Here is a 16,758-nt window from a genome sequence, read left to right on the forward strand (position 1 = left end):
CGGATAACTCCCCAGCAATTCAATTAATTTTGAATTATCAAATAAACTTTCCCTGAAATGAGGGATTTTAGTTCTACAGGAGGTTTTGTATACAATATGTACACTGTTGGTGATGGTGGGATAAACGAAGCAATTCAGCCCTTTTTCAGGCACTTCCTCATCGTCTGAAGTCGCGAAGCGGATTTAGCCATTACAGGGTTCACCGGCAAACCGACCGCAAGGGAAGAATGTGATCTGGTGTGGATAAAATGCCTTACTCTTCTTCGTTTACCCTTTCCAGGGGAAAATACCCTGGGAAATGACTGATGAGAATTTTATACATAAATCGGGTTTCAGTATTCATTAATCTTAGCCAACCACACAAAAAATAGTGAATAATGCGGGATAATTGAAATAGCTCAGGTATCCTGCGCATCCAATCTGATATACCGGGATGACAATAAAACATCCCTAAAAAGCAATGGCGATATTTATTAAAATTATTTATTTTCCCAGATGCCGTATCCTATTAACTCACCATTTTTAACAGGCTGGCCGTGCCGGCATCAGCGGCACCTTCAGCGAAGCGCTGGCCCGGTCACTGGATAATGCCTTCCCGCAAGGCATCAACAATCTGGATCTGATGCTGCTGTCCGGTGAGTCGAATACCCGTTATCCGCACCGCGTTCCCCCTTTCCATCATGGATAGAATGTTTGAGAAATATTGGGTGTTGACGGACTGGGATGCGGCCCGATGGTGATATAGGCTCGATACCTGTGCATAAGCTCAGTGGCGGCCAACGCCCCTCCATGCCGGTAAGCATCATTGACCATGTACGCTGCTGCTATAGGGACACCGGTCATATTCAGCGTCTCATGCATCGTCATAACGCCATGAAAACCTTCAACCGGCCTGCCTGTTATCTGTGCAAAACGCTCTGCCACGCTGATTCCCGCAAAAGATGGTTCAGCACTGTGACAAACCAGCATTCTGATTTCATAATAGTTATAGTTGATAACGCCATGCTCAAACAGCAGGTGATAGAGCGCATCGGCATTTACCCATACATCACGATCAACGAGTAAAAACCCCGGAGTACCGTGCGCCACAATGTTTAATCGGGGCAAGCCGCTATCCCAGTCAATGGCAGTGTAAGTGGAATGAACGGGTGTTGACAGGACATCCGGATGCGGGTGGTAACCGCCGAAATCATGAGTTCCAATCACCTTTGGCGATCCTATACCCATCTCTTCGAGCCTTGACAAATGCACGCTTGTTTTTGCTCCGGTAAGGGCTTTAACCATCTGCGCCAGCCCGGTCACCACCCCGGCCATTCCCGTCGCCATAGACACCCAGCCCAGCACGGTTGAAGCCCGTGGATTGCTATTTTCCGTTGCGCCCCCAGCAATGGCCGTCGCATCTGCTATCATGCCCAACCCCCCCACGACCAGCGATGTGGTCGATGCCGCGCCAAATGCCGCTATACACCCGCTGGCGGCCGCTATCGATGCTCCCGCCGTAAATACAGAGAATGACAGCCCCAGCGTCCCCGTCACGATGCCTAATACTCCTTGCCAGCTCATGTGCCCCGACGGATCCGTGTGGTTGATCGGGTCACCGGCACAATACGCGTAAGGATTAATGCCCCCGGCACCAAACGGACTCAGGCTATCCGGGCAGTTAAAACGCATCAGTACGGGGTTGTAAGCACGATAGCCGTTGCCCAGAGGGTAGCTGCCGCTGATTGGGTCAGAGCGTTCGCCGTTGAAGCCCGGCAGCAGCCCAACGTGATCTCCTTTACCGTACGGTAACCAGAAATGCGGCTTCCCTTCTTTCTGGCTACCGTCACATGACCAAATCAGACTGTCGTGGCGATCGCTGGCCATCAGCGTCAGGTTGCTGCCATCGCTCATCCCGAGGCAGGTGTGCCCGTTCTTAACCAGACGGGTGACCTGCTCCTGCTGTACCAACACCTCATTCACCCGTTCTGCACCACGGTAGTAAAGCTGACGGCTGTCCGTATCGCTGACGTTCTGACCGACCAGGCGGTTCAGCGCGTCGTATTCGTAGCGGCTTTCACCGCCGATGCCGGTCAGTCTGCCGATGGCGTCATAGGACAACGAGCGCCCTGCCTCGTCCCGCGTCATCCGCCCTTCTGCGTCATACTCAAGCCGGATGACCGGTGGGTAGCCAACCTGGGTGTGTAACACGGCAGTCAGCTGCGTAGGATCGGCGCTGTTTCCGTAATGGTAGGTCGCCACATCAATACTGCCGTATATCAGTGGGGTGGTCACCGTCGTCAGGTTGTTCAGCGCATCATATCTGTACGCCTGCGCGGTTATCTGATGGCCATAAGCATCCTGCGGCAGGCTGGTACCGCTCACCGTGTAGCTCGTCAGACGGTTGCGGACATCGTACTCGTACCGCTCCTGTCGTATCACGGTCCGATCCTGCTGCGTAGTCCGACCGGCCAGCAGGCCGTTCTGCAACCAGGTTTGCACCACCTCCAATGTGACGCCGTTGCTGTCAACAATCGAGCGGACGGTTTCCCGGCCAAAATCGTCAAATGTCATCCGGGTGAGCAAGGTGGCCTGCGTAACGATGTCCTTAACCCGCTGACTGTTCAGCCGCCCCAGTGCGTCGTACTGCAGTTCGACCGTCAGGGCCGCATCTTTTATCGCTGTTATCCGCCCGGACGCATCCCGCTCACAGGTTGTTTTGCTGGCAGCAATATCCGTGTACGTGACCATTTTCCCGGCCAGCGTACGGGTATAGGCTGTATCACGCGTGCTCCCGCCATGAGTGAAGGTTTCCGCCTTCATACTACCGGATGGGTTAAGGGTATGATGAATCCTGGTAAGGCCTCCCTCTGCCGTCTTCAGGCGGCCCGTTGCGGGGTAATAGCTGAACGTCTGCGATGCGCCGTCCACCGTCATGCTGCTGACCGCGTTACCCAGCTCGGGGATATAGGTATACTTCAGTATTTTCCCCGATGGCAACGTAATCGAAGCAGGGACTGGCGCGGCCCCCTCGTAAAAGTACGCGGTGGTTCTGCCGCCGCTGGAGCGCTCAGTAATCCGGCCCAGACCATCAAATTTCTGCGTCCCAAGCAGCCAGGTATGCGGGTTGCCCTGCAGATCCTGCCCGGTGACGCTAATGCCAGCCACCTGATTACCGGTCAGATGAGGGGCATACGTTCTATTCACCTTGCTACCGTCTGGCAGGATCTGCACCAGCACGCGCCCGAATGCGTCGTAACTCCTTGCCGTTTTATTATTCCGTTCATCCGTGTCCAGCCGCAAGCGGCCAAGACCGTCCCACTCATGGCGGCGTTCACCCTGCGTCTCACCGTGGGTGTTCTTACAGGTTATCGTCAGCGGCAAGCGGCTCTGCTCGTCCAGCAGCGTGGTAAACGTGCCGGAGTTAAGGCTTTCACCGCCCGCGCTGCCGTGCACCGAAACGGTTTGAGTCAGTCGCACCGGGTCGGTGGTCTGCACACTCTTCGTACCGTCACTGAAATCTTGTTCGCTGATGCAGCCCCAGCCATCATGCGAGACGAAAGTACCCAGCCGATACTGCTCTGATGAATCAGTCAACCAGTCGCTGCAGAAGCCGGCAGCCACTTCACCCAACGCCCCCCAGGTGCGCGAGGAAACCTCAAACCACTTCTGCCCCCCATCCCAATCAAGACGTTGGCAGCGTGATTCCCGGCCGGCCCCATCATAAAAGGTTTTCATCTGGTTGCCTGCCGCATCGGTTTCGAGGGTGACCGGGCCTTTATCCTCAATGGCATACGACCAGGTTGTTTTACGCTCATGTCGCATTCCTGGCATCACGCTTCGGGTTAATACGCGGCCGACCTTGTCATACGTCCAGCTCACCGTCACGCCCTGCGCATCCGTTTCAGACAGAACATACCCCAGACTGACATGCCGCAAAATCGAGCGGTTGGTCGACAGGCCATCGTGGGCAATAAAGGCCTCAGACTGTGTTAGCCCCAGCGGGGAGGCTTTATAACCGAAGGACTGCCTGCGAGTGCAGGAATCGCTGGCCTGCACGTCCGGCATCAGAATAGTGGTGCGTGCTTTTTCACGGCCGAACGTCAGCCTGTCGGTCACATCGCCATAGTACTCGCGGGTGATAAAAATTCGGACGCTGCCGATGGTTTGCGTTACCGTATCCGGCACGACGGCAAAGCCTTTGCCGTTTAGCACCCCCTGCTTTTTCCAGGTATTGACCCACAGGGTAACTGGCTCATCGCCCTTCACCTGGCGGGGGATGAGCGTTTTACTTTTCAGATAGCGGGTAAAAGCGTTCGGATCGGCTGGACAGGCTTCACCTTCACCTTCAGCCGGATAATAAACATATTCTGTGACGGTGCCGTCCGGGCCATCCTGCCGCAGAGGGTTACCCGCCTCATCAAACTGCCAGCGGGTAACGCGCGTACGCGGCGGGGCATCACTGCCATCATCCCAGGATTTAGTTTGCAGAACTGGCAAGGCATATTGGGCCGGCTGTTCAGCAAAGGTCGCGCCAGGCCTGGCATGGTATTGCGTGCAAAACAGGAACGTTTTCCCTGACCTGAGCGTGCTTTCCATTACCTGCAAATGATAGCTGTTGTAGCGTCGGGTCAGCGCACTCAATATGGTGCTGCCATCCATATCCAGCACTTTTGCCGTGGAGCCGTACTGGTAATCGTTGAGCAGGATATCCAGCATCTGGTCAGTGTCAGGCTGCCACTGATTCTGGCCTGAATCCCTGCCGAGATAATTATTCTCCGTCCACTCCCACTGTGTGACGATCAATGGCTGCCCGCCTCCGGGGGAAATTTTGTGCATATGCACGCACGGTAGTGCCGCCAGGCCTGCAATATCGGGGAACGCCATTCCCCTGTCAGCAAAGTAGGCTACCTTCTCCGTCAGACCCGTTGGCGATGTTAAGCTGGTAATCACCCGGTAGTCATTTCCGGGACCCACATCTTCATAAAGAAAATTCCAGGTCGGCGGGACAGCGTCGGCAGTGCTGGTCACGCGGACCAGATGCGCATTGGTGAATTTAAAAACCATCCTGTACGCCGATTCCACACTATCCGGCAGCACGTCTAACGCCACGGTGGCGACCGACTCATCGGCATGAGATATCGCGCACAACACCGTTCCGTCATCCTCTGTCACCCGCACCAGACGGGATGGCGAATGCGATGAGCTCCACACAAAATTAAGGCTTCGTCCATCGGGGGCGGTGATAAGGGTCGGGAGGAACAGCGAACCGTATTGCGCCAGGTTCTCGATAAGCCCGGATTTGTGAATCACCCGGCAGGTGGAGTTCCCCGTATTTTCGAAGATAAAATTTTTGAGTTTTTTCTGTTTTACGGTAGTCCCGCTACTGCTGACACGATATTCCTCGCCTGAGGATAGCGTCAACTTTCGCGCGGCCAGATTATAGCGAGTCAGATTCAGGGCGAACCCCCTGCCAAACCCCTCATTGTCGGATGACAGCGGAGAATATTGCAGGGACAACGACAGCGCCGGGCCAGCCAGCTTGGCAGAGTGGAGATTAACCAACGGTAGACTAAGATTAAAAAGCCCGGTGCGCGGATCGACGCCCCCCAAAGTAGCGCTAATAAAGTTACCCGCATGAGAATAAAAAGAGGGTGATTTCATAAATAGTCTCCGTTAGCAAATAGCGTTAATACCAACCGGGCTGGCTCATCATTGAATGAGGCGTCTTATTTCTAGTTAACTTCAATTTCATGGCTAACGGAATTATAGCGAATATTGAATCTCGCGTAATTTCCGTACAGATCATAAAAATCAAACCAGGGATTAAGATTATATTGATGAAGGTCAGTATCATTGACATGCAGTGCAACATCCGCTGGCAAAATCCACTCATCTGATGCGGCAAAAGAGAAGTGTGTCCAGCAGATTGTTTTTGGCCGATCGTTATATTTATAATCCAGGAAAAGATCGTAGGTCGCAGTAGACGCATGCGCAGACAACGTTTCATTCCAGCTGGCTCTGCCATAAAATCCGTTGTTACTCTCCCCCTCAGGATATGCTGAAGGATTAGCAATCAGCATATGCTGATTGTTCTCATAAACCCAGTACTGAGAAGTCCTTGCAGGGTAATTCATATCGGTTTTACCATCTGCGCCATAATTATTGACGGTGTAACTGCATATTTTGTTCTTTATTGAAAAATAGAGATTATCATAATGCGCATCGAATTTTTTTGACCAGGTGACATTGTCGCCGGTGTAATGCATGGTAGCCTGGGTTTTGCCTAATTCAGTGACTCTTTCCTGAATTAAATCCCTCGTTAAATAGTTAACAGGCTGTAAGGCGCGTACCGCGACGGAGCTTCTCTCAACCACGGTAGAATTGTCTGCGGTGCTAAAGTGTCCTCCTCCATCGGTGTCAATGCTGACGGCAATACGCCTGACACTGATATCACCCGAGTAGACATATAGCGTGATCAGTGTATCTCCGGGTTCCATATGGCGGGGTTCGACTGAGTACTCTTTGTTGAGCACTTCAAGGCTGTAATCATTTTCAACGGCCGTGAAGCACCACCCGGCATTGCCTTGCCAGGTGAGTATTTCATCGGATTCGGCATGACGAAGATTGAGTATGTGAATCCATGTTTCCCTGGAAAAATGCAAAACTGATTCGCTATGATCTGGGTTTTCTTTGGTGGCTTTGACAATAATTTCTATCGGGAGCTGGTTGCGCCCATTAGCATAGATAACGGGGGAAAGATTACCGGATACAGCCCGTATGGTCAGATCAACGCCGGTGATATCTTCTGGTGAATCATACAGTTTGTTATTCATCTGATATTCCTGTTTTCATTGAACGCTGAAAAAGGTTCTGATTATAGATATCAGCCCGCCAGGGCTAAGCCGGTTAAAATGATAAATCACCGGGCATCGATTTATTCTTCGGCATGAACTTAGCCAATACCCCGGTCACCCACCGGGCCTGGTCATCATAAATATGAATAATTTTTTTGCCTGCCCGTTTAATGACAGGTTGTAGCCTCAAATACCGTATTGACTGACTAAGGCTTTCTCGACAGGAAGAAGCATGACGGATTACCTGACAGATAACAGGTCGACGCAATAATCTTGTTCTCATTTTTAAATTTAACGCTGATGCTGGCATAACCCTTAAAATCACGTACCGACAAGGTGATAATATTTGTATTAAACTTATAGTCGACCTTACTCACTATAAAATGATCGTTATTCGGGTTGCGTTCCAGTAAGCCCAGGGTATATTCCGCATCGCCGATATAATTGCAGATAGAGATACAATTATTCAGCACGGCTTCTTCCACGTCATTCTTGCTCACGGCTAATTCTGTTCCGTTGCCATCGGTTGCCCTGAAAACGATATAAAACTCTTTGATTTTCCCGGCATTCCCTCTGCCCCCAAATTCATCAATAACGCTTAGCTGTCGCACATGTTTAACGGTTTCAATAAATCTCATGTAACCTCCGTAATAATCCATTGTTAATTTCGCATAAAGAAATTCCCTGCCAGACCGCACTCCGTATAGTCTGAAGCCGTGCTGAATTTTATTGGATAAATATCAAAGCTTATCCCACGGTTGCCAAATTCGAAAAGAAGGTGCTCCATCTGGCTGCGGATCCCCTGAATCAGAGCATCAACTACCCAGCCACCAAGGATCCAGAAAATTTGAGCTGCCGTATCATGCCCCTGACTGTTAAAAACGGGCCTGGTCGCGCAGACAAGGTTCACTCTGCATACGCCGTCAACCACAGATAATTGTGGGATATAAGCAGCTGATAAGTCGAAACTGACATAGCTGCTGTTCCACACCACATCACAGCGGCCCCGGGCGTTATTGATCATAATCCTGAGGTCTACCACCTCCATTTCAAAATGGTTAAAGTAGGGCGTATAGCCATTAATGGGACTTAATGAGATAGCGCTGCTGTTTCTTATCACACCATTATCTGCGAGATAAAACTGATTGATGTCTGAACCCTTAAATACCGCTGGCAGTGCGGGAAGCACAACATTTTTCATAAATACCTGCCGGGATAGCATAAATCCGCTGTTCCCATCGTCTCTGACCAGTGCTGCGTCGAATACCTGCTGAAGTTCATCCGGATGTGGTGGAAAAGCGTTACTCTCTACTATCCCCAGTACGGCCAGACAGCCTAGCTCGCCGCTTATTTTCTCATTGTACGCATACCTGAGCAGGTGCAGCTTCATCCACGAAACTTCGCTTGCCGCCGGAATAGCAAGGATTTCTGCAAAAATGAATTCTATATCATTGCGCCTGGCGACAATCATCTTCGCCATCAGTGCGCAGAACAGCGCAGGAACAATATTATCTCTGTCGGGAAGGCGGTTATTTATATCGTTGTCCAGCACAACAACACAGCCGTCACTAACGAGTGTTTCCGTACTGCCGGCGCTAACACGTCTGAAATTGAATGTAAGATGAGTATCATCGCCGTTATTCCCGCTGACGAATGCCAGCACAACCTGAAGTTTCGGACAGAGGTTACCAACCGTAACGGCAATATCCTTCCCAAGTACGGATGCTTCAAGTTTACCGGCGATCAGCGGTGTGATGAGGTTAAGCCGCTGCGCATCGCCACCGGGCACAATCTCCCAGCTATCAAACACGCCCGAAATCCGATTTCCCGCACCATCTGACCAGCTGAACTCGCCAAAGTTGTTGCGTACCGACTCCTTAAGTTTCTTATTCAGATCCCGGCAGGAAACAGCGCATACCATATCCCAGTTATACATATCCATGCCTTGGACCTTATTTTATTTCAAGCCCTATAACAAAGCTGTCGGCCAGCGATGCGGATTTTAGCTTAATATTATCCATATGAGGCCACACGCTGGTTCCGGTTATAATCGAGGCAAAATGGTGAAACGATGGTATATCATCATATTTTGATTTATAAATGGCTTCAGATATCGCTATGGCTCCTGCCGCTCCTCCAGAAATAGTGGCCATCACCGCAGAACTCATTCTTACAATATTAAAAATTGTCGGGTTTGATACCGTGCCATTCACAATATCACTGGCTATCGCCATTGCTTCGGAAGTCACAATTTCTGCCTCCGCAACATTGACAGAGAATATAACTGCCCCTTCCCTCTCAGCGGCGACCAACGTGGCCGCCGCCCTTGCCGTTATTGCACCATAAGCGAGCGTACCCAGTGAAATAATAGCCGCTATTGATGCAATGACGCCCATCGTTATTTCCACCGCCTGTAACCACTTATCAAATTTAACAGAGCAGATTATCTGTGCATCTCCCAGCCCCTTCTCATCCGGTACAAAAACAGGTTCTCCCCTGGCATTATTAGCCACCTTGTATCTGAAGTTTTGCTCCAGCCCCATGTAGACCGTGACCCCTGTATGAGGACGATAATGTGCGCCCTGAATGGTGAGATGGATATAATCTGATTGCAGCGTCAGAATAAAGCCTTCTTTTGGCAAGATGGGAGAAATATATTTATTATCGCCGGCATGGAAATCCTGCCATAACATTTCGCGGCGGTTGGTCAGCGATAATCCGCTATTGCTTATAGTAAAATCACTTGCAGTGGCATTTTTTATCAGGTCAACAGCGGCTTTCAACAACATGTGTTTTACAAACATCTCTTTACTGATCACCAGCGCCAGATTTGCGCCAAACTTCTTCACCAGTCTGAGCGCGGAGATATCAACGGACTGCTGCAGATTTCCGGTATCCGTTCTGCCGTCAACGAGCGTCAGAATACCGAATCCGGTAGTATTGTTATCGAGTGAACTGTTCGCGGCATAGCTATATGCGGAAGGATAAAGCCACTGGAAATCACTTTTTTTCGCCCGCAGCCCAATCAGGATAACCGCAAATATTTGATCAAAGGCGCTCAGGTTATTTTTAAACCATCCGCCAAACAGCGCGGGTAAAATAAGATTAAGGTTATCATTTTTCATTTCCGAACCGCTAAAGACAGAACTACTAATAACCACCTGATTGTCGGAGTCTGCCACTAACTGATAACAGCAGGTGTTATCGTCAATAATATCATCATTCATCACCCATTCATTTGGCTCAACGTGTTTTCCCTTAAGCGATAATTCAATCTCCAAATATGAATCATTGCTGTTGTCGTTAATATTCAGCCGACTCCCTTCATAATCCACCGTTCCTGCTGCTATTTCACACTTAATATTAACTTTTCCACCACTGGCATTGCTGGTAAGCAGCCACCTCCCCCATTTTCCGTTAATGCTAATTTTAGATCCCAGAATGGTGTCATTGATAGAAAATTCTGAAGGATAGCGACTTCCGCTACTGATAATTTTATTGATGGTGTCAAGGTTAGTGATGCTGACCACGTCCCATCCGCTGGTTGATATATCGCTCACAGGTCTTACCTCACTATTTTGGCTTATATAAATCACAATCATAAATGCACATTTCTTGGTTACATCCAGGATCATGAAACGGCACCAGGGAATAAATAGTTGGCGTTGGACGTGACATTCTTTAGCGCCCAACACGCTGAGTCAACCCCGGCACCAGTTTTTCGCTATTTCATGACACAATAAATAAAAAGCTAAAGGTATGATTACATATACCCAGCAACACTAATATGCATTTTAAATTATTGACTTAATTCTGCTGAGTGACTGAATTTTAATTATATTAATTCATTTATTATCGCTGAATCGGTAGCTAACTGAAAAATACTGGAACATATTCCCATCACTCATCAAGGAACACCAAAAAAATAATAATACAGAACTGCCTTTTTATAAATTTTATCAGAAGATGACATCGCTATATGAGGTCATACCAAGGCGGCAAGAACCCTGCTGGCAGAAAACGCCGTGGCAAATTGTTGTCCGGTTCCGGGTTGCGCTGCCCGAAAAGAGGAGCTTATCTGGTAGCCTGGCCTCCTGTGCAATACCGCTGCGCAGGCGCATAGAAAGCGTTTGCCGGATCGGGCTACCCACCTTGTACGAGCCTGACCGGATCGTTGAAAAGCGCTATGTCGCGATGCAGGAGCTGCCAACCCGTTCAGCTGCGTACCCAGCGGCGCGGCATGCAGGGTATCTGCGCAAAAGACGCACCTCCCGCTCTCCTTGGTCATCATACGGCCTCGATCCGCCCCTGCCTTGAGCATACGGCCCCCGGATCTGACATTGGTTCACCGGTTGATTAAGTAGAAACTCTTATGACAAATTGTCACAAAAAAATATTGAATGATAATAAGATTCATTTAGAATCTCATTTGTATTAATGGTTCGCATAACGGTGAAAAACACACAGGTAACGTCGCTTTTTTTGTGTTTTGTCAAATAAAAAATTCTTGCTTGCATCCCTCGCTGGGATCTTTGCAATGGTGGAATAGTAGAACTCCTAAACTGACGTTACGCCGTCTGGCGCACGATGCTGCCGCTCTCATCTGACAGCAAGGCTCCTTACGTCTTCAATAAAGGAACAGGTTATGGTCTCAGGTTCGCAAACTTCGCCAGTATCCGCGCTGCCCGCACGTTGTGGCACTGGCAATCCTCATGATTTCATTTTCAATGAACACCAGCTGTCTGCATGGTCCAGGCAGACAGAACAGGTGCTGGCATTGATGACCGAAACGGTGAAAGGCGTAGAAAAACCCTTCAGCGGCATCCTTCCTCAGGAGCTTGCCCGGGAATTTAGTGGCGTTGACCTCGACCAGCCGCTGGGCAGCAACGAAGCGGCGTTAGAAGAGCTAAAAAGGCTTTATCTGCGCGATGCCGTCTGGTTTCACCATCCCAAATACGTCGCGCACCTGAACTGCCCGGTTGTGCTGCCTTCCCTACTGGCAGAGCAGATTATGGCCGCAGTGAACAGCTCAGTAGATACCTGGGACCAAAGCGCTGGTGGTACGCTGATTGAACAAAAGGTGATTGACTGGACGCTTAGCCGTATTGGTTTGCCTGCAGGTGCTGACGGCATCTTCACCAGCGGTGGTACTCAGTCCAACCTGATGGCGATGCTGCTGGCTCGTGACAACTGGTGCGCAGCGCATCATCCAGGCCATCTGATCAAGTATCGGGGTTTACCTCATGATGCCGCGAAATGGCGCGTCTTTACCTCAAAGCTCAGCCACTTCAGCATCCAGAAATCCATGGCGATACTGGGTCTGGGATACGATGCCGTTATCCCGGTCGACTACGATGAACATTACCGCATGGATGCTGCCTGTCTGGAGCAGGAAATACAGCGCTGCCATCAACAGGGGCTGATTCCAATCGCGGTGGTTGCCACCAGCGGCACCACGGATTTCGGCAGTATCGACCCGCTGGGGGCTATCTCTGAACTGTGCAAACACCACGGTCTGTGGATGCATGTGGATGCGGCCTACGGCTGCGGGCTGCTGGTAACGGAAAATCATCGTCCGCGCCTTGCCGGCATTGAAAAAGCAGACTCGGTTACCGTGGACTACCACAAATCCTTCTTCCAGACCGTCAGCTGCGGGGCGTTCTTCGTGCGTGATAAGCACCACCTGAGTCATGTCACTCATCACGCCGATTATCTCAACCCGCTCAGTGCGCAACAGGAAGGCACACCCAATCTGGTTAATAAAAGCATTCAGACCACGCGCCGTTTTGACGCGCTCAAAATGTGGCTGACGCTGCGCGTGTCAGGGCCAATGGCCTTGGGAAATGCCTTCGATGACATTCTGGCGCTGACGCAGACCACCCACCAGTTGCTGAGTGCACATCCGGCGATTGAGGTTTTGCATGTTCCTGAACTGACCAGCCAGATTTTCCGTTATGTTCCCCGACCGGGCATGAATGAAGCACAGACAGATGAAATCAACGCCAATATACGTAAGGCGGTGTTTCGCTCAGGTAACGCCGTCATTGCCGGCACCAAAGTAAAGGGTCGTCAATATCTGAAATTTACCCTTTTGAACCCCAACACCACAGCGGCTGATATTGAAGACGTGATTGCTCTGATTGTGCATTACGGCCGTGAACAGGTTCGTGGCCCCGCCATCACTGCGGCACATGTGTGAGAACTCCGTTATGAATAACAACATCTATGATTTTATTGGTATTGGCATTGGTCCCTTCAATCTCGGCCTTGCCTGTCTGAGCGAACCGGTTGAAGGGCTGAACGGTATTTTTCTCGATCAGAACCCCGGCTTCGACTGGCATACCGGCATGATGCTGGAAAGCGCCCATTTGCAAACGCCTTTTATGGCCGATCTGGTGACGATGGCCGACCCGACCAGCCCTTACAGCCTGCTCAATTATATGAAGCAGAAAGGAAAACTTTACTCTTTTTATATCCGCGAAGATTTTTTCCTGATGAGAAAAGAGTACAACCAGTATTGCCAATGGGCCGCTGCCCGGCTCGGCAATCTGCGCTGGAACACCCGGGTGGAATACGTCAGCTACGATGACAGTCTGCAATGCTATCGTGTTCGTTCGACAGATACCGTTAGTGGTAAACAGCAGGAATGGCTGGCGCATCATCTGGTACTGGCCACCGGCCCCAGCGCCTGGAGCCCCGCCTGCAGCCAACCGTATCGCGAGCGCTTCGTCCACTCCAGCGAATACCTGCTCAACAAAGAAAAATTGCAGAAGAAACGCTCCATCACCGTACTGGGCAGCGGCCAGAGCGCGGCCGAAATCTATTACGACCTGCTGACGGATATCGATCGCTTCGGCTATCAGCTGAACTGGATAACCCGTGCGCCGCGCTTCTACCCGCTTGAGTACACCAAACTGACGCTGGAAATGACCTCGCCAGAGTGGATTGACTATTTTCACAGTCTGCCGGCGGCGAAACGCGACGAGCTTAACGCCAGCCAGAAAAATCTCTATAAAGGCATTAACAGCAGCCTGATCAATGACATCTATGATCTGATGTACGTTAAGCAGCTTGATGGAAAGCTCGACGTCAACCTCTTTACCCATTCGGAACTGACCGACATGCGCTGGCTGGCGGAAGGTGAATTCGAGCTTAAGCTGCATCAGCAGGAGCAGGATCGTGCCTTTAGCCGTCGTACTGAGGGATTAGTGATGGCCACGGGCTATCAGTATCGGCCACCGGCGTTTATTGAAGGTATCCAGCAGCGCATCCAGTGGGATGAGAAAGGCCGTTACGACGTACAGCGTAATTACAGTATCGATCGCCATAACCAGGTCTTCGTGCAAAATGCCGAGCTGCATACGCACGGCTTTGTTACGCCTGATTTAGGCATGGCCTGCTACCGTAATTCCGTGTTACTGCGCGACATCACCGGCCGGGAAGTCTACCCCGTCGAACGCCAGATCGCTTTCCAGACTTTCCCCGCCCAATCGGAAATCTGATATGCCAAATTCCACTCTTTACAGTACGGCCCGTCCGGCGGGCCAGTTCACTCTCCGCCCAATGCGCCAGGAAGACGCCGCGATGGTTCACCGTTGGGTCACACAAGAGTATGCCCGCTTCTGGGGGATGCAGGACAACAGCATCGAACAGGTTGCGGCCTTTTACCAGAAGCTGACGGCTCATAACCCGCACGCCGCGCTGATCGGCTGCTGCAACGGTCAGCCGGCGTTCCTGATGGAGTTCTACAAGGCCAGTGAAAATGACATCGGCAAGTTCTATGCCGCGCAGCCGGACGATTACGGCATGCATCTGCTGATAGCGCCGGCCACTCACCCGGTGAGGCAGTTCAGCTGGCAGGTTTTCTCGGTGGTGATGGACTTTATGTTCAGCCTGCCAGAGGTGAAGCGGGTCGTGGTGGAGCCGGACGAGCGGAATACAAAAATTCATCGGCTGAACAAGCGCGCTGGCTTTTGCTATCAGCACACCATCGATATGGGCCATAAAACCGCCTGGCTGGCCTTCTGCCAGCACGAAAATTATCAACAGGCATTACTGAAGGAATCGCTGAATATGAATGAGACGACACCAATGCTGACCGGTGCCAGCCTGACCGGTGATAACTGGGATCAGGCCAACCGTCTGCTGATCCGCAAAGCTATCGCCGAGTTTGCGCATGAGATGATTGTCACGCCAGCTGAATCGGGCAACGGTCGCTACTCGCTGGCCGTGCCGGGCAGCGAAACAGAATATCAATTCACCGCCAGCCGTCTGGCGTTGGATCACTGGGATATTGACGCAGCTTCGCTGACTAAACAGGAGAACGGCCATACCCTGCCGCTGGACGCATTACAATTTATATCGGAATTCAACGAGGTAGTCGGTATTCCGCAGACACTGCTGGCAACCTATATGGAAGAGATCAGCAGCACGTTGTGCAGCAGCGTATTCAAGTTGCAGAAAAATAACCCGGACAGCCAGACACTGGTGAACGCAGACTTCCAAACCGTTGAATCCTCAATGACCGAAGGGCACCCGTGCTTCGTGGCGAACAACGGGCGCATTGGCTTCGATGCGCGTGACTATCTGGCTTACGCGCCTGAAGCTGCCACGCCGGTTAATCTGGTTTGGGTTGCCGTTCACCGGCGCAACGCGCATTTCTCCAGCCTGAGTGACCTGCAATACGAACGCCTGATGCGTGAAGAACTGGGCCAGTCTACGATTGAACAGTTCAATGCGCAGCTGACAGAGAAAGGGCTTACCCACGCTGATTACCTCTTTATGCCGGTTCACCCCTGGCAGTGGCAGAACAAACTGCTGACGGTATTTGCGGCGGATATCGCCAATAACGATATTGTCTGGCTTGCTATCGGTGACGACCAATATCAGGCACAGCAGTCTATCCGTACCTTCTTCAACCGCAGTCATCCCGGCAAGCGCTATGTCAAAACGGCACTATCGGTGCTGAATATGGGCTTTATGCGCGGCCTTTCTCCTTACTATATGGCGACCACCCCGGCGATTAATGAATGGCTGCAAGATTTGGTTGCCGGGGATGAGTGGCTACAGCGCTGCGATTTTCGCATTCTGCGCGAGGTGGCGGCAGTGGGTTACCATAACCGGCACTATGAAAAAGCCATCAAGGGGGATTCCGCTTACAAGAAAATGTTTGCCGCGCTGTGGCGCGACAATCCGGTTGCAGCGCTGAAACCCGGCCAGCGCCTGATGACCATGGCCTCATTCCTGCACGTTGATCATCACCAGAAAGCCCTGCTGCCGGCGCTGATCGCCGATTCCGGGCTGGCCGCTGAACGCTGGGTGGACCGCTATCTGAGCTGCTACCTCAGCCCGCTGCTGCACTGCTTCTACCAGCACGATCTGGTGTTTATGCCGCACGGCGAAAACCTGATCCTGCTGCTGGAGAATAATGTACCGGTAAGCGCCTATATGAAAGACATCGGCGAGGAAATTGCGGTAATGAACCCGGATGCCGTGCTGCCGGAAAAAGTGCAGCGCCTGGCGGTGGACGTGCCGGAAAACCTCAAGCTGTTGTCAGTCTTTACCGACGTCTTCGACTGCATTTTCCGCTTTATTAGCGCCATTCTGCACCAGTCCGGCACGCTGCCGGAAGAACAGTTCTGGCAGGCGGTCGCGCGCTGCGTGAAGGAATATCAGCAGGCCCATCCGCATCTGGCCAGCAAGTTTTCCCGCTACGATATGTTCGCGCCAGAGTTCACCCGCTCCTGCCTTAACCGTCTGCAATTGGCCAACAACCAGCAGATGATTAACCTGTCCGATCCGGCTGAAAACCTGAAGTTTGCCGGAACCCTGGTCAACCCGATCGCCCGCTGGCGCTAACGGCCTACTTCTTCAGGATAAAAAAAGCACGGCCGCTTAAGCGACCGTGCTTTTTAGCGAGTAA

Annotated in this window: 8 protein-coding genes and 1 pseudogene; 4 read left to right on the forward strand and 5 right to left on the reverse strand. The window is 51.3% G+C overall.

All coding sequences use genetic code 11. The features are described 5' to 3' along the window. Window positions 1-541: 541 nt before the first annotated feature. Window positions 542-688 (forward strand): annotated as a pseudogene (locus tag EPYR_RS21215) (type IV toxin-antitoxin system YeeU family antitoxin); the annotation flags it as partial. Here the strand turns inward: EPYR_RS21215 and EPYR_RS16120 are convergent. The 5 genes from EPYR_RS16120 to EPYR_RS16140 form a co-directional block, all read right to left on the reverse strand. Next, window positions 679-5,643: an RHS repeat domain-containing protein gene (locus tag EPYR_RS16120; protein WP_012669433.1), complete on the reverse strand. Its 4,965-nt coding sequence runs from the start codon at window positions 5,641-5,643 to the stop codon at window positions 679-681. The pseudogene EPYR_RS21215 and the gene EPYR_RS16120 overlap by 10 nt on opposite strands. A gap of 71 nt (window positions 5,644-5,714) precedes the next feature. Next, window positions 5,715-6,815, reverse strand: a complete 1,101-nt coding sequence (locus tag EPYR_RS16125; protein ID WP_012669434.1) for a hypothetical protein — start codon at window positions 6,813-6,815, stop codon at window positions 5,715-5,717. 227 nt (window positions 6,816-7,042) lie between these two features. Next, window positions 7,043-7,534, reverse strand: coding sequence for a hypothetical protein (locus EPYR_RS16130; RefSeq protein ID WP_014539530.1), 492 nt, complete (start codon window positions 7,532-7,534; stop codon window positions 7,043-7,045). Beyond that, the gene (locus EPYR_RS16135; RefSeq protein WP_012669436.1) at window positions 7,498-8,778 is read right to left on the reverse strand and encodes a TULIP family P47-like protein; all 1,281 of its coding nucleotides are present in this window, start codon (window positions 8,776-8,778) and stop codon (window positions 7,498-7,500) included. Before EPYR_RS16135 ends, EPYR_RS16130 begins: the two co-directional genes overlap by 37 nt. A 10-nt stretch (window positions 8,779-8,788) precedes the next feature. Further along, complete coding sequence (locus EPYR_RS16140; protein ID WP_226060681.1) at window positions 8,789-10,471, reverse strand: TULIP family P47-like protein; 1,683 nt, start codon at window positions 10,469-10,471, stop codon at window positions 8,789-8,791. Between the two features lie 1,010 nt (window positions 10,472-11,481). Between EPYR_RS16140 and EPYR_RS16145 the strand changes: the two genes are divergently transcribed. Genes EPYR_RS16145 through EPYR_RS16155 form a run of 3 tightly spaced genes read left to right on the forward strand, consistent with a single transcriptional unit; the run spans window position 11,482 to window position 16,694 of the window. After that, window positions 11,482-13,035 (forward strand): pyridoxal phosphate-dependent decarboxylase family protein, encoded by a 1,554-nt coding sequence (locus EPYR_RS16145; RefSeq protein WP_012669439.1) that lies wholly within the window; start codon window positions 11,482-11,484, stop codon window positions 13,033-13,035. 10 nt (window positions 13,036-13,045) lie between these two features. Then, on the forward strand, window positions 13,046-14,338 hold the full coding sequence (locus tag EPYR_RS16150) for a lysine N(6)-hydroxylase/L-ornithine N(5)-oxygenase family protein (protein ID WP_012669440.1): 1,293 nt from the start codon (window positions 13,046-13,048) through the stop codon (window positions 14,336-14,338). A 1-nt stretch (window position 14,339) separates the two neighbouring features. After that, entirely contained in the window at window positions 14,340-16,694 is a 2,355-nt protein-coding gene (locus EPYR_RS16155; protein ID WP_012669441.1) for a GNAT family N-acetyltransferase, read from the forward strand. The last annotated feature ends 64 nt before the right edge of the window (window positions 16,695-16,758 follow it).

The organism is Erwinia pyrifoliae DSM 12163, from assembly GCF_000026985.1.
Classification (GTDB): Bacteria; Pseudomonadota; Gammaproteobacteria; order Enterobacterales; family Enterobacteriaceae; genus Erwinia; species Erwinia pyrifoliae.

Excerpts from the sequence above, each read along its gene's own strand:
- EPYR_RS16120 (WP_012669433.1), bottom strand. The coding sequence starts at position 5,643 with ATGAAATCACCCTCTTTTTATTCTCATGCGGGTAACTTTATTAGCGCT.
- EPYR_RS16125 (WP_012669434.1), bottom strand. The coding sequence starts at position 6,815 with ATGAATAACAAACTGTATGATTCACCAGAAGATATCACCGGCGTTGAT.
- EPYR_RS16135 (WP_012669436.1), bottom strand. The coding sequence starts at position 8,778 with ATGGATATGTATAACTGGGATATGGTATGCGCTGTTTCCTGCCGGGAT.
- EPYR_RS16140 (WP_226060681.1), bottom strand. The coding sequence starts at position 10,471 with ATGATCCTGGATGTAACCAAGAAATGTGCATTTATGATTGTGATTTAT.
- EPYR_RS16145 (WP_012669439.1), top strand. The coding sequence starts at position 11,482 with ATGGTCTCAGGTTCGCAAACTTCGCCAGTATCCGCGCTGCCCGCACGT.
- EPYR_RS16150 (WP_012669440.1), top strand. The coding sequence starts at position 13,046 with ATGAATAACAACATCTATGATTTTATTGGTATTGGCATTGGTCCCTTC.
- EPYR_RS16155 (WP_012669441.1), top strand. The coding sequence starts at position 14,340 with ATGCCAAATTCCACTCTTTACAGTACGGCCCGTCCGGCGGGCCAGTTC.